Genomic DNA, 21,428 nt, shown 5'->3' with positions numbered 1-21,428 from the left:
ACGGTGGCGTGGGCGCGCTGGCAGGGCATCACGGCGATCATCGGGGCAGTGATCACGCTGGGTGGCGCGGGCTTCTTCCTCTATGACCGCTTCGCCGTGCCGAGCGAGGCCACCCCGCAACCGGTGTCCCCGGGGGCGGTCCCGCAGCCGGACACCCATCCGCAGTGCGCGGTCGGGTCGATATGCCTGTGGCCCCAAGGGAAATTCGGGGGCAATGTGTGGATATGGTCGCCGGGCAAGAAATCGGGCGACCGGCTTCCCGTATATCTGCGCGATCATGTCGGCTCGTTCGACGCCCGGATCGACGGCTGTTTCGTGGACTCCGAGCGACCGGAAAGGCGGCCGACCTATATCGGTGACTGGAGTGAGAAATACACCGACATCAATAGATTCGGCCGGCGGATGGACGGCATCGCCCCCAAGTGCTGATCCGGCAGGGCCCGGCCGCGCGCGACCGGGCCCTCCAGGAGACCTCAGGGTTCCTCGGGCCGCCCGTGGGCACGCAGGTCGGCCACGCCGCCGACGAAGCGGGCCTCGCCGACGTCCTCGTGCGGCTCATCGGGCTCGGGCTTCCAGTCCGACACGGCGACCAGGCCCGGCTCCTCCAGCTCGCATTCGGCGAGCAGTTCGGAGATCTCCTTCTTGGAGCGGGGGGTGATCGGGGTGGCCGTGTTGCGGTAGATCGCCACGCCCTTGGTGAGCGCCTCCTGCGGCACGCCGTCCAGGCAGGCGTGGCTGAGCACGATCCGGCTGCCGGGGGCCAGGCGGGCGCGCAGCCGGTCGATGATCGCGCCCGGGTCGTCCTGGTCGGCGACGAAGTGCAGGACGGCCACGGCGACCACCACGACCGGCCGCCGCAGGTCGATCAGCCCGGTGAGGATCGGGGAGTCGAGTATCCGGTCCGGCTGCCGCAGGTCGCCCTGGAGCATGTCCACGCCGGGGGCGTTGAGGATCGCCCGGCCGTGGGCGATGACCGTGGGATCGTGGTCCACGTACACCACGCGGGCGTCGGGGTTGATGTCCTGGACGACCTGATGGACGTTCCGCTGGGTCGGCAGGCCCGAGCCGAGGTCGATGAACGCGTCGCAGCCGCGCCCGGCGAGATCCTTGACCGCGCGGATCAGGAACTCCCGGTTGGCCCGGACCGACGCCTTGATCAGCGGCATCATGTCCACGAGCCGGCCGCCCGCGTCACGGTCGGGCGGGAAGTGGTCCTTGCCGCCGAGGAGGTAGTCGTAGATCCGCGCGGCGTTCGGAACGGTCGGATCGAAGACCGGCGACCCGGCCCCTGACGGCAGCGGCCCCGATGACGCCGCCCCCGACGCCGCCGCGGCCGACGCCAGGGCATCGGGCGACGGTGAAGGGAGTCCGGCGGGCTGGGGGCCCGTCATGGGTAAGCGGGCGGTCTGGAAATAGGCGTCATAAGGGGGCTGATGCGATGGCGAGCCGGGCGCTGGGAGGCCGGCCGGTGTTCGGGGGATGCCGGTTGTCATCGGGGGACCTCTGGTGTGAAGGGAACGGCGGGCCGTCCGCTGTTGTGCAGATTCGCAATGCTCACCGACACGCGTCCGGCGTGGCGGAAAGATGCGTACTTCTGCCCGTGGGAACCCTGTGACCAGCGCGTGTTCGAGCCGCCGGCCATACCGAGAACGTTAGCCGTATTACCCTCTCTTTGAGTAGGGAGTTCGTGGAACAGCCTGTATGACCTAGATGATCGCAACCCAGTTGTACCACTATGGTCACTACCGGAAAAAGCGTTCCCGGCCCCCTTCAGAACACCAGATCATTCCTGGCGGAATACCACGCGGGATGACGCGGAGCCGGGCCCCGCGCCATCCCGCCGCGGCCAAGTGTCAGACGCCCGCAGGGTGCCAGACGGTCTTGGTCTCCAGGAAAGATGTCATCCGGGAGGTGCCCGGGTCTGCGAGCCAGTCCACCGGCCTGGGCCGAAGCACCCGCTTGATGCTCTCCGCCGCCGCCTGCTCGCACGTAAGGGCCAGGTCCGCCGGGCAGCCGGTGAGGTCGATGCCGTTGACGTCCATGTGGCTCGCCAGCCAGGGGGCGAGCTCGGCCTGCCGTCCGGTCAGGATGTTCACCACCCCGCCCGGTACGTCGGAGGTGGCCAGCACCTCGGCCAGCGTGATGGCGGGCAGCGGGGCCCGCTCACTGGCCACCACCACGCAGGTGTTGCCGGTGACGATCACCGGGGCGAGCACCGAGACCAGGCCGAGCAGCGGGCCCATCGGGGGCGCGACGACGGCGACGACGCCGGTCGGCTCCGGCTTGGAGACGTTCAGGTAGGGCCCGGCGACCGGGTTGACCCCGCCGAACACCGACGCGATCTTGTCGGCCCAGCCCGCGTACCAGACCAGCCGGTCGACGGCCAGGTCCACCAGTTCGCCCGCCTTGCGGGCGGGCACGCCGTCCGCGTCGGTGATCTCCGTGACGAACTGCGCCCGCCGTCCCTCCAGCATCTCCGCGACCCGGTAGAGGACCTGCCCCCGGTTGTACGGGGTGGCTCCGCTCCAGCCGGGGAACGCCTTGCGGGCGGCGACCACCGCGTCCCTGGCGTCCTTGCGCGAGGCCCGCGCCGCGTTGGCCAGGAACCGGCCCTTGGAGGAGGTCACGGCGTAGGACCTTCCGCTCTCCGAGCGGGGGAAGGCCCCGCCGACGTACAGCTTGTAGGTCTTGCGGACCCCGAGCCTGGTGCCGCCCTCACTCATGTCCGCGCCCTCTCCAGGTGCTCTGGTGCGCCGGCCGTTCGGTCCCGGTGACCTGCGCGCAGCGGCTGACGCCCGCCCGGTGGGCGAACCACCCCTCGCGCGGCTCGGTACGGCCCGCGGCGGCGAACGCGTGGCCCCGGTTCATCTGCCTGCGCCGGTCGTCCCGGCGCGGCCTGCGGTGGTCACACATCGAGGTACGCCTCCAGGCCGTGCCGGCCGCCTTCGCGCCCGTACCCCGACTCCTTGTAGCCGCCGAACGGCGAGACCGGATCGAACCGGTTGAAGGTGTTGGCCCACACCACGCCCGCCCGCAGCCGGTCGGCCATCCACAGGATGCGCGAGCCCTTCTCGGTCCAGACCCCGGCGGACAGGCCGTAGGGGGTGTTGTTGGCCTTCTCCACGGCCTCGGCGGGCGTACGGAACGTCAGCACCGACAGCACCGGCCCGAACACCTCCTCGCAGGCGATCCGGTGCGACTGCGCGACCCCGGTGAACACGGTGGGCGCGAACCAGTAGCCGCGCTCGGGCAGGTCGCACGCGGGCGACCAGCGGGTCGCGCCCTCGGCCTCGCCCGCCTCGACCAGCTCGGTGATCCGGGCGAGCTGGGCGGCCGAGTTGATCGCGCCGACGTCGGTGTTCTTGTCCATCGGGTCGCCGACGCGCAGGGTGGCGAGCCGCCGCCGCAGCGCGGCCAGCAGTTCGTCCTGGATCGGCTCGGCGACCAGCAGGCGCGACCCGGCGCAGCACACGTGCCCCTGGTTGAAGAAGATCCCGTTGACGATCCCCTCCACCGCCTGGTCCAGCGGCGCGTCCTCGAACACGATGTTGGCGGCCTTGCCGCCCAGTTCGAGCGTGACCTTCTTACGGCCGCCCGCCACGGTCCTGGCGATCTGCCTGCCCACACCGGTGGAGCCGGTGAAGGCGACCTTGTCCACGCCCGGGTGGGCGACCAGCGCCGCACCGGTCGCGCCGGGGCCGGTCACGATGTTGACCACACCGGCGGGCAGCCCGGCCTGGACGCAGATCTCCGCGAACGCCAGCGCGGTCAGCGGCGTGGTCTCGGCCGGTTTCAGCACCACCGTGTTGCCGCAGGCCAGCGCGGGCGCGATCTTCCAGGCGAGCATCATCAGCGGGAAGTTCCACGGGATCACCTGCGCGGCGACGCCGAGCGGGCGAGGTGCCGGGCCGAACCCGGCATATGCCAGTTTGTCGGCCCAGCCCGCGTAGTAGAAGAAGTGCGCCGCGACCAGCGGCACGTCCACGTCCCTGGACTCGCGGATCGGCTTGCCGTTGTCGAGCGTCTCCAGCACGGCCAGCTCGCGGGCGCGCTCCTGGATGATCCGCGCGATCCTGAACAGGTACTTGGCCCGCTCGGTCCCCGGCAGCGCGCTCCACGTCTCGAACGCCTTGCGGGCCGCCGCCACCGCGCGGTCCACGTCGGCCTCGTCGGCGCAGGCGACCTCCGCCAGCGTCTCCTCGGTGGCCGGGTTGACCGTCTTGAAGGCCGTCCCGCCTCCGTCGGTGAACCGCCCGTCGATGAACAGCCCGTACGACGGCTGGATCTCCACAACATCCCGCGACTCGGGCGCGGGCGCGTATTCGAATCTCATCGTCGATCAGTCCAGCGTGAAGTAGTCGGGACCGGCGTACCGGCCGGTGGCGAGCTTCTGCCGCTGCATCAGCAGGTCGTTGAGCAGCGAGGACGCGCCCAGCCTGAACCAGGCCGGATCCAGCCACTCCTCTCCGGCGGTCTCGCTCACCAGGACCAGGTAGCGGATCGCGTCCTTGGCGGTGCGGATGCCGCCCGCGGCCTTGACCCCGACCATCCGCCCGGTGGCGGCCCGGTGGTCGCGTACGGCCTCCAGCATCACCAGGGTGACCGGCAGGGTGGCCGCCGGGGAGACCTTCCCCGTGGAGGTCTTGATGAAGTCGGCGCCGCTCAGCATCGCCAGCCAGGAGGCCCGGCGCACGTTGTCGTAGGTGGCCAGCTCGCCGGTCTCCAGAATGACCTTCAGGTGGGCCTCGCCGCACGCCTGCTTGACCGCGGTGATCTCCTCGGCGACCTTGAGAAGGTCGCCGGCCAGGAACGCGCCCCTGTCGATCACCATGTCGATCTCCGCGGCTCCGGCCGCCACCGCCAGCGCGGTGTCGGCGACCTTGACCTCGAGCGAGGATCGTCCCGAGGGGAACGCGGTGGACACGCTCGCCACCTTGACGGGCGAGCCGGCCAGCGCCTCGATGGCGACCGCGACCAGGTCGGGATAGACGCACACGGCGGCCACGTGAGGGGCCGCGGGGTCGGCGGGGTCGGGGCGTACGGCCTTGGCGCACATCGCACGGACCTTGCCCGGGGTGTCGGCACCTTCCAGTGTCGTGAGGTCCACCATGCCGATGGCCAGGTCGATGGCCTGGGCCTTGGCGGTGGTCTTGATCGATCGGGTGCTCAGCATGGCCGCCCGCTGATCGGCGCCCACCCGGTCGACACCGGGCAGGCCGCGGAGAAAGGCCCGCAGCGTGGCGTTGGAGGACACCACATCCGCGAAGGCGGTAGTCAGTGTTGACACCATCCCAGCATCGCCGACCAGCACGATTGATTCCAAACCGGACCCGGCCGAGCGTCGTCACCCCTTTTCGTCAACTTTCGCTCGTGCCACTGCGGCGACGCCCCCAGGAGCCCGCCTAGGAGTACCTAGGCATGCCGTACCTGGGACTAAGGCCCTGAGATAAGGCATCCGCCCGATGTGGCAGGGGGTGCCTTAGGACGAACCTAGAAGTGTCAGGAAACAGCAATGCACAGGGGGGACCCAGACCATGGGACCGGAGATCCACTACGAGATGATCGTCAGCCGAGTGAGCGAGCTGCACGAGGCCGCGGCCGAGCACCGCAGGGCCAGGGAGGCGGTACGCACGCGCAAGGCCGCCGAGCGGACCCGCGGCTCGCGGAGCCGCAGCCTGTTCGGCAGACTGCGCACCTCGTGACCGTCCACAGAGCGCCCGGCCGAAACCTCCCTCTCGGCCGGGCCTCAAAGCCCCCTTGAAGGTGACACCGGGAGTGCCCGCCGGGATCGTCCCGGCGGCATTCTGCCGGCCGAAAAACCAGGGGAACCTCAACAGCGGGGCATGACATGCTTGAGGACATGGTGGGTCGGACGGTCAGCCCTGTCTTCGTGGGCCGGGAAGCCGAGCTGGGGGTTCTGACCGAGGCGTTCGACGAGTCGCGCAAGGGGGCCGCGACCGTCGTCCTGCTCGGGGGCGAGGCCGGTGTGGGCAAGACCCGCCTGGTGGGCAGGTTCATCGAGCATGCGCAGGACGAGGGCGCCCAGGTGCTCTCCGGGGGCTGCGTCGAGCTGTCCACCGAAGGTCTCGCCTACGCCCCTTTCACCGCGGCCCTGCGCCAGCTCGTCAGGGAGATGGGCGTGGCGCCGGTCTCGGCCCTGCTGCCCGACGGCGCCGGGCGCGACCTCGCGCGGCTGCTGCCGGAGTTCGGCGAGCCGAGCGGCGACACCGAGACCGAGACCGCGCGGGCCCGCCTGTTCGAGCAGATCCTCGCGCTGCTCGAACGCCTGGCCGAGCGCCGCCCGCTGGTCCTCACCATCGAAGACGTCCACTGGGCCGACCGCTCCAGCCGCGACCTCATCGCGTTCCTGAGCCGCAACCTGCGCACCGCCCCCGTGCTGATGGTGCTCACCTACCGCTCCGACGAGCTGCACCGCCAGCACCCGCTGCGGCCGGTCCTCGCCGAGCTGGGCCGGGTGGCCGGGGTCTTGCGGATGGAGCTGCCGCGGCTGACCCACGACGAGGTCGCCGCGCAGATGGCGGGCATCCTCGGCGGCCCCGCCGAATACCACCGGGTGATCACCGTCTACCAGCGCAGCGAGGGCATCCCGCTGTTCGTGGAGGCGCTGCTGGAGTCGGGGGCGGACACGGCGTTCCCCGAGTCGCTGCACGACCTCATCACCGGCGCGGTGGAAAACCTCCCCGACGAGACGCAGCGGGTGCTGCGGATGGCCGCCGCGGGCGGCACCAAGGTCGGGCACGCGCTGCTGGCCGCGGTCAGCGGGCTCAGCGACGCCGCGCTCGAAGACGCGATCCGGCCCGCCATCGCCGCCAACGTCATCCAGGTCGCCGACGGCCGGGCCTACGCCTTCCGGCACGCGCTGATCCGCGAGGCCGTCCACGACGAGCTGCTGCCCGGTGAGCACACCCGGATGCACGCCAGGTTCGCCGAGGAGATCGAGCGGGACCGCACGCTGGTGCCGCCCGGCCGGGCCGCCATCGAGATCGCCCACCACTGGTATTCCGCGCGCGATGACCTGTGGGCGCTCATCTCGGCCTGGGAGGCCGCGGGCAAGGCGGCCAAGGCGTTCGCCTACACCGAGCAGTTGCAGCTCCTGGAGCGGGTGCTGACGCTGTGGCAGAAGGTCCCCGACGCCGCCGAGCGGATCGGCGCCGACCACACCCACGTCCTCAACCTCGCCTCCGGCGCCGCCCTGGCCAGCGGCGAGCTGGAGCGCGGGGCCAAGTTCGTCAAGGCGGCGCTGGGCGAGCTGTCGGAGGAGTCGCAGCCGGAGCGGGTCGCCGAGCTGATCGTCCGGCTGGCGCAGTTCCACAAGGAGCGCCGCCGCCCCGGCGCGCTGGAGCACCTGCGCCACGCCGAGCGGCTGGTGCCCCAACCGGGCGCGGCCCGCGCCTACGTGCTCACCCGGCTCGGCTCGCACCTGATGTTCAGCGGCGACATCCGCGAGGGCACCGAGGTGACCGAGGAGGCGCTGCGCATCGCGCGCGGCGTGGGCGACGAGTCGATGGTCGCCGACCTGCTGATCAACCTGGCCGTCGGCATGTCCTTCGGCGGCAGGCTGGAGGAGGCCATCGCCACCAACGGCCGGGCCAAGGCGATCGGCGAGCGGCTGTGCAACGGCAGGCTGATCATCCGTGCGATGGGCAACACCGCCGACACCCTCAACAACCTGGGCCGCTCAGAAGAGGCCGTCGTGATGGCCGTCCAGGCGCAGGAGCTGTCGCGCAAGTACGGCCGCTACCGCGTGCAGGGCCTGTTCCAGGCGCTCAACCAGGCCGAGGCGCTGGAGTCGCTGTCGCGGTGGGAGGAGGCGGTCGAGGTGATCGAGGCCGCCCTCGCCCGCGACCCGGTGCTCCAGACCCGCCACCACCTGCTGCGGGCCCGCGGCGACGTGGCGGCGGCGCGCGGCGAGATCGACGTGCTCGAAGCCGTGCTGACCGAGGTCGGCGCGTACAGCGCGCCCACCGACGAGGGCGCCCAGGAGATCACCGCCAACAACCGGCTGCTGCTCGCCCTGCACCGGCTGCGCGGCGAGCCCGACGCGGCGCTCGACATCGCCGAGCGGAGCCTGCGCAACCCGCAGCCGACCAGCAAGGCGCTGATGGGCTGGCGGCTGATCGCCGACATCGTCTCGCTGTGCCACTCCTACGTCTGCGACTCGATCCCGCGGGCGGAGGGCGTACTGGCCAAGGCGGGCGCGGTCAAGGCCAGCCTGCGCGGCGACGGCCCGGTCGGCGACGCCTACCGGCTGGTGTGCGAGCGCTCCTACGCCGAGGCCGCGGTGGCCTGGGAACGGCTGGGCCGCCCGCACCCACGGGCCGAAGCCCTGCTGCTCGCGGCCAAGGTGGCGTTCCTGGACGGCGACCGCGACACCGCCGTGACGCACCTGCGGCAGGCCCACCCGATCGCGGTGTCGCTGAGCGCGGGCCCGCTCACCGAGGCGATCGAGCTGCTGGCCCGCCGGGCGGGCGCGCCGCTCGGCGACGACGCCGCCTTCGAGGCGGGGACCGCCCCCGGCGACCTGCTGACGCCGCGCGAGGTACAGGTGCTCCGGCTGGTCGCCGAGGGCCGCTCCAACCGCGACATCGCCGCCGAGCTGTTCATCTCGGCCAAGACGGTCAGCGTGCACGTCTCCAACATCCTGGCCAAGATGGGCGTCTCCAGCCGTACCGAGGCCACCGCCGCCGCGCACCGCCGTTCCCTGCTGATCTGAGCCGGGGCGTCACATCACCGCGTCGCCGATCAGGATGACGCCGAAGATCGCGAACGCCGCCGCCGCACCGTATCTGATGGCCTTCTCCGGCAGGTGCCGGCCGAGCATCCGCCCCACCACGATGGCCAGGGCGTCGGCCGCGACCATGCCGACCGTGGAGCCGATCCAGGTGCCCAGCCAGCCGTGCTGGGTGGCCAGGGTGATGGTGGCCAGCATGGTCTTGTCGCCCAGCTCGCTCAGGAAGAACGCGATGGTCACGGCGATCAGCGCGGACCTCGTCGTACGGGCGGCCTTGCCCGACTCCTCCTCGGTCAGCTCGTCACCGCGCAGCGTCCACACCGCGAAACCGAGGAAGGCGATGCCCGCCACGATCGCGATGGCGGTGGTCGGCAGCAGGTCGCCGACCAGGCCGCCGACCGCCACGCTGAGCAGGTGCACGACGGTGGTGGCGATGGTGATCCCGGCCAGCACCGGCCATGCCTTGAACCGGGTGGCGAAGGTCATCGCCATGAGCTGGCTCTTGTCGCCGAGTTCGGCGACGAAGATCACGGCAAGGCTGATCCAGAAGGCTTCCACGGGGGTTGGGCCCTTTCCTCCGGCGCGGCCCGGCCGGGGCGCACACCCGGGGAGTCGGGCAGGGCTTCGGCCGGGCGGCGCGTCGAACACGACACGTCTACCAGGCCGAAGGTCTCGTCCGCCCGTCAGAATGGGCCCGCGTGACCGGGCGCTACCGCGCCAGTGTGTCGATCACGCGATTGGGACTACTCCCCTTCGGTGTTACTCCACAACCTTAACATCTCCCAGGTCAACCGGGCCGTGGTGGTGGCACGGATCACAGGGACAGGCCGACCATCACCGGTTCGTTGACCAGGGTGACACCGAACTTCTCGGCGACGCCGTCGCGGACCTCGCGAGCCAGGGCGAGGAGTTCGCCCGCCGTACCGGACAGATCAGGATTGGTCAGGGCGAGCGGATGCTTGCCGGAGATCCGGACCCCGCCGGTGCCGTACCCCTTGACGAAACCGGCCTGCTCGATCAGCCAGGCGGCCGGGACCTTCACCGTGCCGTCCGCCAGCGGCCAGCGCGGGTAGCCCGCGGCCCGCAGCTCCAGCTCGGCGGCCTGCTCCGCGGTGAGCACCGGATTGGTGAAGAACGACCCCGCGCTGTGCGTGTCGGGGTCGGCCGGGTCGAGCACCATGCCCTTGGAGCGGCGCAGCTCCAGCACGGCGGCGCGGGCGTCGGCCAGCGGCACCCGGTCGCCCAGCGCCACCCCCAGCCGCGTGGCGAGCTCCTGGTAGGCGATGGGCCCGGACAGCGGCGAACGGGCCAGCGCGTAGGTCACCGACAGCACCAGGTGCCGGGCCAGGTCGGCCTTGAAGACGCTGTGCCGGTAGGCGAAACCGCACTCGGCGGCGTCCATGTCGCGCACCTCGCCGGTACGCCGGTCCAGCACCCGGACCTGCGTGATCGTCTGGGCCACCTCCTGGCCGTACGCGCCGACGTTCTGGATCGGCGTCGAGCCGACCAGCCCCGGCACGCCCGACAGGCACTCGATCCCCGACCAGCCCTCGGCCACGCCGCGCGCGGCCAGCGCGTCCCAGTCCGCGCCGCTCGCCGCGGTGACCAGCACCCGGTCCGCCTCGGCGGCCACCTCCAGGCCCCGCGTGGCCACCCGCACCACCAGGCCGTCGAACCCGTCGTCGGAGATCACCAGATTGCTGCCGCCGCCGAGCACCAGCACCGGCTCTCCCGCCGCGTCGGCCGCGGTGACCATGGCCACCAGTTCGTCCGCGGTGCCCGCCTCGGCGAACGCGCGGGCCTCGCCGCCCAGCCCCAACGTGGTGTACGGCCCCAGCCGCACGCCAGCCACCCGCTCCGCCATTGGCCTCTTCCTCGAATGATCAGGTCGGAAAACAGCCTAAGGCGTCTTGGTGTCCGAATTCGACCGCAGCAGGCGCAGGACACGGTCATAGGTGCGGCGGGACTCGCGGTCGCGGTAGTCCGGATCGACCTCGTGGTAGGCGCGGTGGCGCTCCTGGTGCACCGGGAGCGCGACGTCGGGGACGACCAGGTCGCCGGGCAGGGCGAGGGAGAATTCGAGGTCGGCGTTGCGGTAGTAGCGGGCCTGGCCGCTGATGCCGCCCGCGTCCAGGGCGGCGGTCCGGCGTACGGCCAGCAGGTAGCCGAGCAGGCCGCGGACCTTGCCCGGGCCCGCCGGATGCCACTCGCGCTGGTCGTCCCCCGGATCGACGCCCTTCCAGCCGGCCGCCGTCGCGCCCGCGCGCAGCGCCTCGGTCAGCGGGGTGAGCGCGTCGCCGTCCAGGATCGTGGAGGTCTCCATGATGACGTGGACGTCGGCGGTGTCCAGCCGGAGCAGCTTGGTACGGCTCGGGCCCCAGCCGGCCGTGCCGTCCCGCCAGTGCGGGCGCTCGGCCACGTGCCACTCCTCGATCCGGTCGGGATGGGCCGCCGCAAGCTCGTGCAGCACGGTGCCCGCGCCGTCGATGTCGCCGAGGTCCAGGGCGAGGATGCGGGCGTCGGTGTAGGCGAGCAGCGCGTCCACGCACTTGCGTACGTCGGTGGGCCAGCCGTCCACCAGCAGCGCGACCGTCACGGTCGCCGAGGCCGCCTTCGCGTACTCCTCGGTGGCCCCCGCGCCGGTGATCGCCTCGTCCACCCGGGAGACGGCCAGGCTGGCGTCCCACAGGACCTGGGAGGCGACCATGCTCTCGGTGCCGGGGCCGGTCCCTGTGCCCGGCTCGGGCTTTTCCGGGCCTTTTTCTGGGCCCTTTTCCGGGGCCCGTGGCTCCTCGGGGATCGCGCCGACCGAGGGCCACACCTTGAACGGCGGTTTCGGGGTCAGCTCGAAGCCGTCCGGGCCGTCGTCCCTGATCTGCCAGCCGGCCTCTTCGATCTGCTCGCGCAGCACGTCGGCCGCGGCGAAGTCACGATCGGCGCGCGCCTGGGCGCGCTGCTCGGCGAGTCCTCTGACGTGGTGTGGTACTTCGGTCGCTCTGCCCACCGCGGCGACATCCCCCTCCGGCTCGACCGCCCGTTCCTGGGGCGGCCCCTACCCGGGGGCCGGGCCGGTAAGCGTCAGGCGAGCTGGACCACGGCCCGCGCGCGGGACAGCACCCGCGAGTCGCCGGAGCGCGCGGTCAGCATCACCAGCACCCGCTTGTCCTCGAGCTTCTGGTCGATCACGCCGCTGACCGTGATCGTCGCGCCCTCGTCGTCGTCGGGCACGACCACCATCGAGGAGAACCGCACGGAGTAGTCGACCACCGCGCCGGGGTCGCCCGCCCAGTCGGTGACGAACCGGCCGCCCTGCGCCATGGTGTACATGCCGTGCGCGATCACGTCGGGCAGCCCGACGGTCTTGGCGAACCGCTCGTTCCAGTGGATGGGGTTGAAGTCGCCGGACGCCCCGGCATACATCACGAGGTTGACCCGGCGCACCGGGTAGTCGGCGGCCGGGATCTGCTGGCCGGTCTCGACGTCGTCGTACTTGATCGTCGCGGACATGCCTACGCCGCTCCCCCACGCTCGACGATGGTGTTGTAGCTGGTGCAGACGTGCTCGCCATCGACCGTCGTCACGTCGCTCTGCACGGTCAGCACCTCGTTGCGGCCGATGCTGCGGATCTCGGTGATCGTCGAGACGCACACCAGCTCGTCGCCCGCCCGGATCGGCCGGGTGTACTCGAAGCGCTGGTCGCCGTGGACCACCATCGCGTAGTTGAGCCCCAGCTCCGGATCGGCCAGCGCCTCGCCCGCCCCGGTGAGCGTGAACACGATCGGGAACGTCGGCGGCGCGATCACGTCGGGATGCCCCGCGGCCTTCGCCGCCTCACGGTCGCGGTAGATCGGGTTGGTGTCACCGATCGCCGCCGCGAACTCCTTGATCTTGACGCGGCTGACCTCGTAGGTGGCCGGTGCCGGGTACTGACGCCCGACGAACTCACGGTTCAAAGCCATCGTGCCCGGGACTCCTTTCGCCCCAATTTGTGAAGCAGTGGCGGAAACACCACTACCCGCCTACCGAGACGCGGCAAGGCGGGTAGGCGGGATCGCGCGCGCTCGCCGCGACGCGGCGGGGGAAGGTCCGGCGGGTCAGCGAGTCTCGCGGTGCGGCTGGTGGCACCTGCAGTTAGGGCAGTACTTCTTCAGCTCAAGGCGGTCGGGATCGTTACGCCGGTTCTTCCGCGTGATGTAGTTGCGGTGCTTGCACTCCTGGCAGGCCAGCGTGATCTTCGGCCTAACGTCGGTGGCAGCCACGTGGGAGTGCCTTTCTGCGTCTGGGACGGGTGGACGACCCGCGCCGGTCTCCTGATGAGAAGACACGGCATGGGTAGTAGCGGAGGCCGGACTTGAACCGGCGACACAGCGATTATGAGCCGCTTGCTCTGCCTGACTGAGCTACTCCGCCTGGATGCGTGGAAATCCAACGGCACCCAAGAATACCCGACCTGCGGGGGTGCAACGCACACGACCGCCCGGCACCGGGATGGACCCCGGTTGCGGCCGGCGGCGCGCGAGTCGCATGGATGCGTGGGTTCCTGGGTTGGATCGCTGGTCAGACTACCAGGCGGGGCCGCCCTCACGCGAACGGATTCACCCCGGGTACGGGGCTCGACGTGCCACTCAGGCGCGGGGACGGGGCTCAACGTGCCGGTCGGGCGCGGGCCCCGCGTGCCGTGGGGCCATGGGAGGGAGCCGAGTTATTTATTTGTGTTATTTATTTGTGCCCTACATTTCGCCACATAGCAGGATTAACTCCATTAACTTGCTCACGATCCGTTCCACATACGATCAGGAGCATTGATGGCCCACGGTCAAGGACAGCCCCCCTACGAACCACCGCCCGGGGCGCCGCAGGCGCAATTCCCGGACTATTACGCGCCGGCCGGCGGCCCCCCGCCACAACGGAACGGCCTCGGTACCGCGGCGCTGGTCGTCGGGATCATCGGTGTCATCTTCGCGATCGTGCCCTTGACGTTCTGGCTGGGCGGACCGATGGGTCTGGTCGCCATCGGCCTCGGCATCGGCGCGTTGCGCCGGATCAGCCGCAAGGGCGCCTCGAACAAGGGCGTGGCCATTTCCGGAATCATCCTCGGCGCGCTCAGCACCGTCATCGCCGCCGTCTGGCTGGCCGCCGCGATTTTCGTGGTCAACGACGTCGTGGCCTGCCTCGACAGCGCCCAGACGCCCGAGCAGGCCGCCGCCTGCGGCCAAGTGACACCTTAACGGCGAGATTTCGCCGCGGGCGGCGAACGCCCCTCCCAGGTAATCGTGACCGCGCCACCCTAGAATCCCGGCGAGCCCTTCGACTGGGGCGAACGCTGCGGAAACCGCGGCCTCCCGCACGCCGCGGGAGGCCGCCCCCGGTGAAAAGCGGAGGCGCGGCGCAGGTCCGGGAGCTTAGCCTGATCCCCCGATACCGGACCGAAGGAGCGGCCGTGTTCTCGCTGCGCACCGCTGATCTGCGCAGGCTCAATTCACTCACCAAGTACCCGTCCATTCCGACGCACCACACCCTCGACCCGAAGAACGGCGGCCTGGTCGAGGAGCCCGCCGTCTTCCCCGGGACCGTGCTGGGCACCGAGAAGGTCGACGGCACCAACGGGCGAGTGATTCTGCTTCCGGACGGCACGTGGCTCATCGGCTCCCGCGAGGACCTGCTCACCGCGAGCGGCGACGTGGTCCACAACCCGGCGCTGGGCATCGTCGACGCTCTGCGTTCCGTGGCCCGCGAGGCCGCGGGCGAGCGCGACGCCATCACGGTCCTCTACCTGGAGGTGTACGGCGGGAAGCAGCTTCCGGCCTGGCGGAAGTACGGCTCGGGCGAGCCCGCGCTGCGGCTGTTCGACATGGCCACCATCGGGCCGGACCTGCTGGAATGGGACCTGGCGAAGATCTCCGCGTGGCGGCAGGACGGCGGGCAGCCCTACGCCGCCGAACCGGCGCTGCGCGAGGCCGCGCGGGCCTTCGGGGTCGAGCTGACGCCCCGCCTGTTCGAGATCGACGGTGGCGCGCTGCCCGCCGACATCGCCGGCATGCGCGCGTTCATGGAGGCGTACCGGGTCACCCGCGTGGCCACCTCCGGCGAGCCGGGCGCGAACGAGGGCATCGTGCTGCGCACCCCCGACCGCGCGGTCATCACCAAGGCCCGCTTCCAGGACTACGACCGCACCCTGAAGCGCCGCGCCGCCAGGAAGTGACGCCGGCGCGGCACGGCGGAGATGGCGTGACAACGTAAAACGCCCGGCTCGCGGATGTGCGAGTCGGGCGTCATGCGATGCTCTGTGGTGGAGCCCCCAAACGGAATCGAACCGTTGACCTTCTCCTTACCATGGAGACGCTCTGCCGACTGAGCTATAGGGGCTTGTCTCGCGCCGCTCTTGCGTCGCTGACAGGTGTAACCATACACGGCACCCCTGCTTCGCGCGAATCAGATCGGCCCGCCCGATCGGCCTTTGCGGACGGGTCCTGCGGGCGGCGTGGAAGCGGGATGACCTCGCACAGGTCGGCCAGATCGACGTACCGCGCGACCTCTTCGACCGACCGGCACTCGGCGACGATCCGGCCGTTGCGGCGCAGCCGGAGCACCTGCCGGCCCGCGCGCACGGCGCCCGTGATCTGAAGGCCGTCCGGCCCCACCCAATGCCTCTCCACGAACGGACAGACTAAGCCCAAGCCCCACAGGTCACCCAGAACAACACGCGCATCGCCGATACCGAACTAGTATGCGATCATCTGTCGTCTTTCAGCCGGTAATAGCCGAAAAGGTCGTCCAGGACCGTCACCTCGTCCAGACGTACGAAGGTCCCCGTCCGGAGGGCGTTGATCATCCGGCCGTCGCCCACGTAGATCCCGGCGTGGTGGGTGTCGGTGCGCTTGTCCCCGTAGAAGACGATGTCGCCCGGGCGCGCTTCCTCCGCGACCACCCTGCGGAAACGGCGGATGTGGTCGTTGGTGGTGCCGCCGCCGAGCACGTCGTCGCCGTACGCCAGGTGGTAGATCCAGCGGACCAGGCCGGAGCAGTCCAGCCCGGTGGTGTCCTCGGCCGGACACGGGCGGACCTTGCCGCGATAGCCCAGGCAGGTGCCGCGCGACGGCCCCGGCCTGCGGGCGTGACCGCCGCCCCACACGTACGGTATGGCCCCGCCCCGCCAGCCCGGCAGCGCCCGTCCCCGCATGACGGCCTCCGCGAGCGCGACCACCCCGCGCGAATCCCCGACGACGTCGATGGGGGCGGCGAGCGGCGTGGAGGCGACGGCCAGGGTGAGTACGGCGGCGGCGGGGACGACGGGGAGGACGTACCTGACGTGCGGATACCGCTTACGGACGTACCGCCACATTTTCCCCACAGGGGAATTCTGCCGTGCCGGCGGGCCGGGCAGGCGGATCAGATCGACTAGTCTCACGAACAGATCGGCGTAGCCGATGGGGAGCAGTTCGGTGGGAGCAGTCAGGCGTTCGTAGGGAGCCGTGGGGAGAGGTGGCCGAGCAGCACACGCACCCGCCCGCCCGGCGCCGCGCCCGCAACGCGCGGGCCGCGACCGGCCGGTGGGACGACGCCCTCCTCGGCGTCGCGGTCTCCGCCGGGTCGGTGTGGGCCACCGTGTCCGAGGCGGGCGCGGTGGGCCTGTGGGCGGTGACCGGCCTAGCCGTGCTGGAGATCATGCGGCGGCGTGGGCTGTGGAGCGCGTTCGCCGACCGGGTGCTCGCCGTGCCTCTGGTGCCCTCGCACCTGCCGCGCCCGGGCGACCTGCCGGTCATCCTCATACTGGCCTGGACCGGCTGGCTCGCGCTGCCCTGGGGCATCTCCCCGGCCGCCGCCCAGAGCGGCCAGTCGGCGGGCGTGACCGCCCCGTCCGTTTCGGCCAAGCCGTCCGCGGCTTCACGTACCTCCGCCCCGCGCGACGTCTACCACGAGGTGGCCGCGCGGGCGGCCCGCCAGGAGCGGATGCGGATCGCGAGCGAGGTCCACGACGCGGCGGGGCACGGGCTCGCGGCGATCGCGATGCAGGCGGGGCTGGCGCTGCTGATGTTCGACGAACGCCCGGAACAGGCCAGAGAGTCCCTGGAGGCCATCCGCGCCACCAGCACCCGCGCCCTCGCCGACCTCCGCGCCGCCCTCGACACGATGTCCCCACCCCCAGAGAGCGATCTGCACGCCACGCCACCACCTCCCGCGACCGCCCGGGAAGCGGCGCCGCAACCGTTGGCCGCCGCCGGGCCGTACGGGCTGTGGACGCTCGCCGAGACCGTGCGGGCCGGTGGGCTCCCGGTGGACCTGGAGGTGGCCGAGCCGGACGGGCCGGTACCGGCCCACCTGGGCGCGGCCGTCCACCGCGTCGTCCAGGAGTCGCTGACCAACGTGATGCGGCACGCGGGCCCGACCCGCGCCGTGGTGCGCGTGGCGCAGGAGCCGAGCACGTCCGGCGACCTCGTCGTGGAGGTCACCGACCGGGGCTGGGGTTCCACGGCGGCCCTCCCTGCCGAGGGCAGGGGCATGGCCGGGATGCGGGCGCGGGTGGAGGCGGCCGGTGGCCGGTTCACCGCCGGTCCGCGCGAAGGCGGCGGTTTCCGCGTGGTGGCCCGCTTCCCCCGGCCGGCCGCATGATCAGGGTCGCGCTGGCCGACGACGAGGCCGTGGTCCGGATGGGCCTGCGGGTCCTCATCGAACGCGAGGCCGACCTGGAACTGGTCGGCGAGGCGGCCGACGGCGCGGCCGCGCTCGACCTGCTCCGCCGTACCCGCCCCGACGTCCTGCTGCTGGACATCCGGATGCCCGGCATGGACGGCGTCGCCACGCTCAAGGCCATCGCCACCGACCCCGGCCTGCGCGACGTACGGGTCATCGTGGTGACCACCTTCGAGATCGACCGCTACGTGTTCGAGTCGCTGCAGGCGGGCGCGGGCGGTTTCATCCTGAAGGAGCGCGCGCCGGAGGAGCTGGCGCACGCCGTCAGGGTCGTCGCGGCGGGCGAGGCGCTGCTCTCCCCCTCGGTGACCAGGCGGGTGATCGGCATGTTCGGCCGCCACCTGGCCGACGGGATCGGCCCCGCCGTCGCGGGCCTGGACGAACTGACCCCGCGCGAACGCGAGATGGTCGCCTGGGTGGCCACCGGCAGGTCCAACGAGGAGATCGCCAGGGAGCTGGTGCTCAGCCGTGACACGGTACGCACCCACGTGAGCCGGGCCATGGTCAAGCTGCACGCCCGCGACCGCGCCCAGCTCGTGGTGTTCGCGATGCGGGCGGGCCTGACGATCCCCGGCTGACCCGCCCTGTGCGTCAGCGGAGGAAGCCCTCGTAGTTGCGCTGCTGGAGCTGGCTTTCGATCTGTTTGACGGTCTCCAGCCCCACGCCCACCATGATCAGGATGCTCGCGCCGCCGAACGGGAAGTTCTGCTGGGTGGCCGGATCCCGAAGCAGGACGAACGCCACGATCGGGATCAACGACAGCACCCCGAGATAGACGGCTCCGGGCGCGGTCAGCCGGTTGAGCAGGTAGTTCAGGTACTCGGCCGTCGGCCGCCCCGGCCGGATGCCCGGCACGAACCCGCCGTACGTACGCAGGTTGCCGGCGATCTCCACCGGATCGAAGGTGATCGAAACGTAGAAGAAGGCGAAGCCAACGATCAGCGCGAAGTACGTGATGACGTAGACCGGATGGTCACCGGAGACGAGGTACCGGGTCAGCCAGGCGGCGGCCGGGCTGGACTGCACGGCCGGGAAGGACAGCGCGAGCTGCGGCAGCATCAGCAGGGACGAGGTGAAGATGACCGGGACGATACCGGCCTGGTTCACCTTGATCGGGATGTACGTGGACGTACCGCCGTACACCCTGCGGCCCACCATGCGATTGGCGTACCGCACGGCGACGCGCCGCTGCCCCTGCTCCACGAACACGACGGCGGCGACCAGAAAGACGCCCAGCACCATGATCAGCGCGAAGGCGAGCGGGTTCTGCCGCATGATCGTGGCCAGGTAGGACGGGAAGACCGCGACCACCTGCGTGAAGATCAGGATCGACATGCCGTTGCCGACCCCGCGCGCGGTGACCAGCTCCCCCATCCACATGACCAGCACCGCGCCCGCCGTGATCGTGGCCACCAGGGTGCCGACGGTGAGCATGTCATCACCGGTCAGCAGCGGACGGTCACAGGAGGCGAAGATCTGCCCGGAACGCGCCATCGCGACGATCGCGGTGGCGTTCAGTACGGCGAGCCCGACCGTGAGATAGCGGGTGTACTGCGTGACCTTGGCCGTACCCGCCTGCCCCTCCTTGCGCAGCGCCGCCATCCGGGGGATCACCACGGCGAGGAGCTGGATCAGGATGCTGGCCGTGATGTACGGCACGATGCCGAGCGCGAAGACCGAGAGCCGGAGCATTCCGCCGCCGCTGAAGAACTGGATCATGTCCAGCACGGTCCGCGACGAGCCCGTACGGGCCTGCGTCAGGCAGGCGGTGACGTTCTGGACGTGCACCCCGGGGGCGGGCAGGATCTGCCCGAACCGGAACAACACGATCATGCCCAGCGTGAACAGGAGCTTGCCCCGCAACTCGGGCGTGCGGAACGCACGGGCGATCACGCTCAGCACGACGGCCGCCGGGCGTACGGATGGTTACGGGCTGCGGTAATCACAGCGGCGATTCTCGCCAGCGGGGGGCGTCCGGGGCATCCGCCGGAACGCGGCTCTCGCCGTACGCGAATCTGCGTACAGTCAGCGTTCGCCGTGCCGGCGGGCGCGGTGCGCGGCGACGTTGAAGCGGTTGGCGCACTGCGGGGAGCAGAACCGGCGGCGGCCGTTACGCGAGGTGTCCACGAAGACGACGGCGCAGCCGGGACGCTCACACCGGCCGAGGCGAGAGCCGTCGGAGAAGGTGGCCGCGATCGCGAGGCCGCCGGCGGTGACCGCACGGACGCGGGAACCGAGGTCTGCCTCGTCGGACACGTAGTGCAGATGCGGCGGCAGGCCGTCGTGGGTGCTGACGTAGGGCCGCGAGGCGGCCGCCGCCAGCAGGCCGTTGATCAGCGCGACCTGCTGATCCTTGTCCTGCTCACCGAAGATCGGCCGAATCCGCTCGGCCCAGGCGTACAGCCCGTCCGCGTGCGCGGCCACCAACTTCGGCCGCCCGATCTCGTACGCGGCCAGCAGCTCCTCCAACGCCTCAAGCCGATGATCACGGAAGTTGACGAGCGCTGCGGCCAGCGCGGCGCCATGGCCTCCGTAAGCGTTGAATTGCATAAGGGCATTACATCATCCTGACACCATGAGCCACCGAACCTGCCGGGAAGGGGTCCACGATCCAGGAGCCCAGCGCCTGATCTCCAGCCACCTCACCTCCGAGGGGGTGATCTTCTACCTGCGGTGCTCCTGCGGAAGCTGGTTGATCAAATCAGCCGCCCCCTTCGACACCATCACCACCACCATCCCCACCTGACCCAGACAACTCCCGGCAGTTGGTCGTGCGCGACATGTGGACGCTAGACGTCGCCGGGCAAGGCCGAGGGACGCCGGGCGGTGAGTCCGTCGAGTGCGGTGAGGGCGAGGTCCCATGGGAAGGCCGCCGCCTCGTCGTCCCCCGCGCCCGCCGGATGCGGCTCGAACAGCACCCGGACCCCCTCCTCGCGCAGCGCCTCCAGCGCCCGGCGGAACGGCGGGCGTGCGGCGAGGGCCGCGTTGAGGTACGGCATCAGCACCACCGGAATCCCCAGCCCAGGGGCTTCGGCGAGCAGGCCGAGCGCGTAGGTGTCGGCGATCCCGAGCGCGAACTTGTTCACCGTGTTGAACGTCGCGGGAGCCACGATGATCGCGCCCGGTCTGGGCGGTTTCGGTTCGTCGGGCCTGCGGTAACGGGTGCGGACCGGCCGACTGGTCTGCCGCTCCAGCGCCGCGACGTCCAGGAAATCCACCGCCGACGGCGTCGCGACGACCTGAACCCCCCACCCCCGCCGCTGCGCCATGCCGACCAGCCGCCCGGCCTCCGCCGCCGGGCCCGCGGCGCACACGATCACGTAGAGATCTCCACCGGCCATCGTCACGAGCGTACGCGAATTCTGTCGGACCGCCTTGCTAGCGTGAGATTCCTTGGCTGAGGGGGGTGGCACAGGTGGAAGGGCAGCAGACGTTGTTCGTCCATGGGGCCGGGCAGGGGGCCCATGCGGCGGACGGAGAGCTGGTCGCGCGGCTGAGACAGGCGCTCGGCCCCGGGCACGAGATCCACTATCCCGCCATGCCCGACGAGCACGAGCCCGACCACGCGAAGTGGAAGCAGCGGATCATCGAGGAGATGGCCTCGATGTCCGGTCCGCTGGTCCTGATCGGCCACTCGCTCGGCGGGTCGGTCCTGGTGAAGTGCCTGGCCGAGATCGAGCCGCCGCGGCCGATCGCCGCCCTGGTGCTGATGGCCGCGCCGATGTGGGGCGGCGACGGCTGGCGCTACGACGGCGGCGAGCAGTTCGAGCCGCCGCACGACACCGCCGCCAGGCTCCCGCAAGAGACGCCGATCCACGTCTACCACTGCCGCGACGATGAGGTGGTCCCCTTCGCCCATCTCGGTCTTTACGCCGAGCTGCTTCCCCAGGCCACGACGTCCGCCTTCGACGAAGGCGGACACCAGTTGCACGGGGTCGAGGCAGCGGTCGCGGCCGACCTCGCGAAGCTGCCGGCCGCGCAGTGA

The 21,428-nt window shown here is 71.0% G+C and carries 24 protein-coding genes and 2 tRNA genes; 9 read left to right on the top strand and 17 right to left on the bottom strand.

What is annotated here, in order from left to right; translation table 11 throughout:
• Positions 1–3 precede the first annotated feature (3 nt).
• Positions 4–429: a hypothetical protein gene (locus DP939_RS03850; RefSeq protein ID WP_113978894.1), complete on the top strand. Its 426-nt coding sequence runs from the start codon at positions 4–6 to the stop codon at positions 427–429.
• A 44-nt stretch (positions 430–473) separates the two neighbouring features.
• Here the strand turns inward: DP939_RS03850 and DP939_RS03845 are convergent, their stop codons facing one another.
• From DP939_RS03845 to deoC, 5 genes are all read right to left on the bottom strand, one after another.
• Positions 474–1,391: an SAM-dependent methyltransferase gene (locus DP939_RS03845; RefSeq protein WP_113978891.1), complete on the bottom strand. Its 918-nt coding sequence runs from the start codon at positions 1,389–1,391 to the stop codon at positions 474–476.
• A 462-nt stretch (positions 1,392–1,853) separates the two neighbouring features.
• Positions 1,854–2,723: an aldehyde dehydrogenase family protein gene (locus DP939_RS03840; RefSeq protein WP_113978888.1), complete on the bottom strand. Its 870-nt coding sequence runs from the start codon at positions 2,721–2,723 to the stop codon at positions 1,854–1,856.
• Entirely contained in the window at positions 2,716–2,913 is a 198-nt protein-coding gene (locus DP939_RS03835) for a hypothetical protein (protein WP_113978886.1), read from the bottom strand. The genes DP939_RS03840 and DP939_RS03835 overlap by 8 nt, the downstream gene beginning before the upstream one ends.
• Positions 2,906–4,333: an aldehyde dehydrogenase family protein gene (locus DP939_RS03830; protein WP_113978884.1), complete on the bottom strand. Its 1,428-nt coding sequence runs from the start codon at positions 4,331–4,333 to the stop codon at positions 2,906–2,908. Before DP939_RS03830 ends, DP939_RS03835 begins: the two co-directional genes overlap by 8 nt.
• Positions 4,334–4,339: 6 nt before the next feature.
• Complete coding sequence (gene deoC, locus DP939_RS03825) at positions 4,340–5,290, bottom strand: deoxyribose-phosphate aldolase (RefSeq protein ID WP_113978881.1); 951 nt, start codon at positions 5,288–5,290, stop codon at positions 4,340–4,342.
• Between the two features lie 244 nt (positions 5,291–5,534).
• Here deoC and DP939_RS46710 point away from each other — a divergent pair, with 244 nt between their 5' ends.
• Complete coding sequence (locus tag DP939_RS46710) at positions 5,535–5,702, top strand: hypothetical protein (protein WP_199564912.1); 168 nt, start codon at positions 5,535–5,537, stop codon at positions 5,700–5,702.
• A gap of 158 nt (positions 5,703–5,860) precedes the next feature.
• A complete protein-coding gene (locus tag DP939_RS49060; RefSeq protein ID WP_318656262.1) occupies positions 5,861–8,734 on the top strand; it encodes an ATP-binding protein in 2,874 nt (957 codons plus the stop codon).
• 9 nt (positions 8,735–8,743) lie between these two features.
• On the opposite strand, the gene DP939_RS03815 is transcribed toward DP939_RS49060, so the two are convergent.
• From DP939_RS03815 to DP939_RS03785, 7 genes are all read right to left on the bottom strand, one after another.
• Complete coding sequence (locus DP939_RS03815; protein ID WP_113978876.1) at positions 8,744–9,310, bottom strand: TMEM165/GDT1 family protein; 567 nt, start codon at positions 9,308–9,310, stop codon at positions 8,744–8,746.
• Between the two features lie 256 nt (positions 9,311–9,566).
• The gene (locus DP939_RS03810; protein WP_113978874.1) at positions 9,567–10,616 is read right to left on the bottom strand and encodes a UDP-N-acetylmuramate dehydrogenase; all 1,050 of its coding nucleotides are present in this window, start codon (positions 10,614–10,616) and stop codon (positions 9,567–9,569) included.
• A gap of 36 nt (positions 10,617–10,652) precedes the next feature.
• Positions 10,653–11,756 (bottom strand): hypothetical protein, encoded by a 1,104-nt coding sequence (locus DP939_RS03805; protein WP_113978872.1) that lies wholly within the window; start codon positions 11,754–11,756, stop codon positions 10,653–10,655.
• Positions 11,757–11,830: 74 nt separating this feature from the next.
• Positions 11,831–12,259, bottom strand: coding sequence for a MaoC family dehydratase (locus tag DP939_RS03800; RefSeq protein WP_113978870.1), 429 nt, complete (start codon positions 12,257–12,259; stop codon positions 11,831–11,833).
• A gap of 2 nt (positions 12,260–12,261) precedes the next feature.
• Positions 12,262–12,711 (bottom strand): MaoC family dehydratase N-terminal domain-containing protein, encoded by a 450-nt coding sequence (locus DP939_RS03795; RefSeq protein ID WP_113978867.1) that lies wholly within the window; start codon positions 12,709–12,711, stop codon positions 12,262–12,264.
• Positions 12,712–12,846: 135 nt separating this feature from the next.
• Positions 12,847–13,011, bottom strand: coding sequence for a 50S ribosomal protein L33 (gene rpmG / locus DP939_RS03790; RefSeq protein ID WP_111167039.1), 165 nt, complete (start codon positions 13,009–13,011; stop codon positions 12,847–12,849).
• A 77-nt stretch (positions 13,012–13,088) separates the two neighbouring features.
• A tRNA-Met gene (locus DP939_RS03785) sits at positions 13,089–13,162 on the bottom strand.
• A 395-nt stretch (positions 13,163–13,557) separates the two neighbouring features.
• Between DP939_RS03785 and DP939_RS03780 the strand changes: the two genes are divergently transcribed.
• On the top strand, positions 13,558–13,980 hold the full coding sequence (locus tag DP939_RS03780) for a DUF4190 domain-containing protein (RefSeq protein ID WP_113978864.1): 423 nt from the start codon (positions 13,558–13,560) through the stop codon (positions 13,978–13,980).
• 212 nt (positions 13,981–14,192) lie between these two features.
• Entirely contained in the window at positions 14,193–14,954 is a 762-nt protein-coding gene (locus DP939_RS03775; protein ID WP_113978861.1) for an RNA ligase family protein, read from the top strand.
• Positions 14,955–15,042: 88 nt separating this feature from the next.
• Here DP939_RS03775 and DP939_RS03770 read toward each other — a convergent pair.
• Both DP939_RS03770 and DP939_RS03760 read right to left on the bottom strand, forming a co-directional pair.
• Positions 15,043–15,118 (bottom strand) — tRNA-Thr (locus DP939_RS03770).
• 367 nt (positions 15,119–15,485) lie between these two features.
• Complete coding sequence (locus DP939_RS03760; RefSeq protein ID WP_113978858.1) at positions 15,486–16,094, bottom strand: C40 family peptidase; 609 nt, start codon at positions 16,092–16,094, stop codon at positions 15,486–15,488.
• A gap of 140 nt (positions 16,095–16,234) precedes the next feature.
• On the opposite strand from DP939_RS03760, the gene DP939_RS03755 reads away from it, so the two are divergent.
• Positions 16,235–17,362: a sensor histidine kinase gene (locus tag DP939_RS03755; RefSeq protein ID WP_113978856.1), complete on the top strand. Its 1,128-nt coding sequence runs from the start codon at positions 16,235–16,237 to the stop codon at positions 17,360–17,362.
• Positions 17,359–18,021, top strand: a complete 663-nt coding sequence (locus DP939_RS03750; protein ID WP_113978853.1) for a response regulator — start codon at positions 17,359–17,361, stop codon at positions 18,019–18,021. The genes DP939_RS03755 and DP939_RS03750 overlap by 4 nt, the downstream gene beginning before the upstream one ends.
• Before the next feature lie 13 nt (positions 18,022–18,034).
• On the opposite strand, the gene secY is transcribed toward DP939_RS03750, so the two are convergent.
• Positions 18,035–19,345 (bottom strand): preprotein translocase subunit SecY, encoded by a 1,311-nt coding sequence (secY, locus tag DP939_RS03745; RefSeq protein ID WP_113978851.1) that lies wholly within the window; start codon positions 19,343–19,345, stop codon positions 18,035–18,037.
• Between the two features lie 123 nt (positions 19,346–19,468).
• Entirely contained in the window at positions 19,469–19,993 is a 525-nt protein-coding gene (locus DP939_RS03740; RefSeq protein ID WP_113978849.1) for a CGNR zinc finger domain-containing protein, read from the bottom strand.
• Between the two features lie 25 nt (positions 19,994–20,018).
• On the opposite strand from DP939_RS03740, the gene DP939_RS45995 reads away from it, so the two are divergent.
• Positions 20,019–20,189 (top strand): hypothetical protein, encoded by a 171-nt coding sequence (locus DP939_RS45995; RefSeq protein WP_158578453.1) that lies wholly within the window; start codon positions 20,019–20,021, stop codon positions 20,187–20,189.
• Between the two features lie 43 nt (positions 20,190–20,232).
• Here the strand turns inward: DP939_RS45995 and DP939_RS03735 are convergent, their stop codons facing one another.
• Complete coding sequence (locus DP939_RS03735) at positions 20,233–20,784, bottom strand: flavoprotein (RefSeq protein WP_113979489.1); 552 nt, start codon at positions 20,782–20,784, stop codon at positions 20,233–20,235.
• A gap of 65 nt (positions 20,785–20,849) precedes the next feature.
• Between DP939_RS03735 and DP939_RS03730 the strand changes: the two genes are divergently transcribed.
• On the top strand, positions 20,850–21,428 hold the full coding sequence (locus DP939_RS03730; protein ID WP_158578452.1) for an alpha/beta fold hydrolase: 579 nt from the start codon (positions 20,850–20,852) through the stop codon (positions 21,426–21,428).

This window comes from Spongiactinospora rosea (assembly GCF_003315795.1).
GTDB classification, from domain to species: Bacteria; Actinomycetota; Actinomycetes; order Streptosporangiales; family Streptosporangiaceae; genus Spongiactinospora; species Spongiactinospora rosea.
This window is presented reverse-complemented; position numbering and strand designations above follow the sequence as displayed.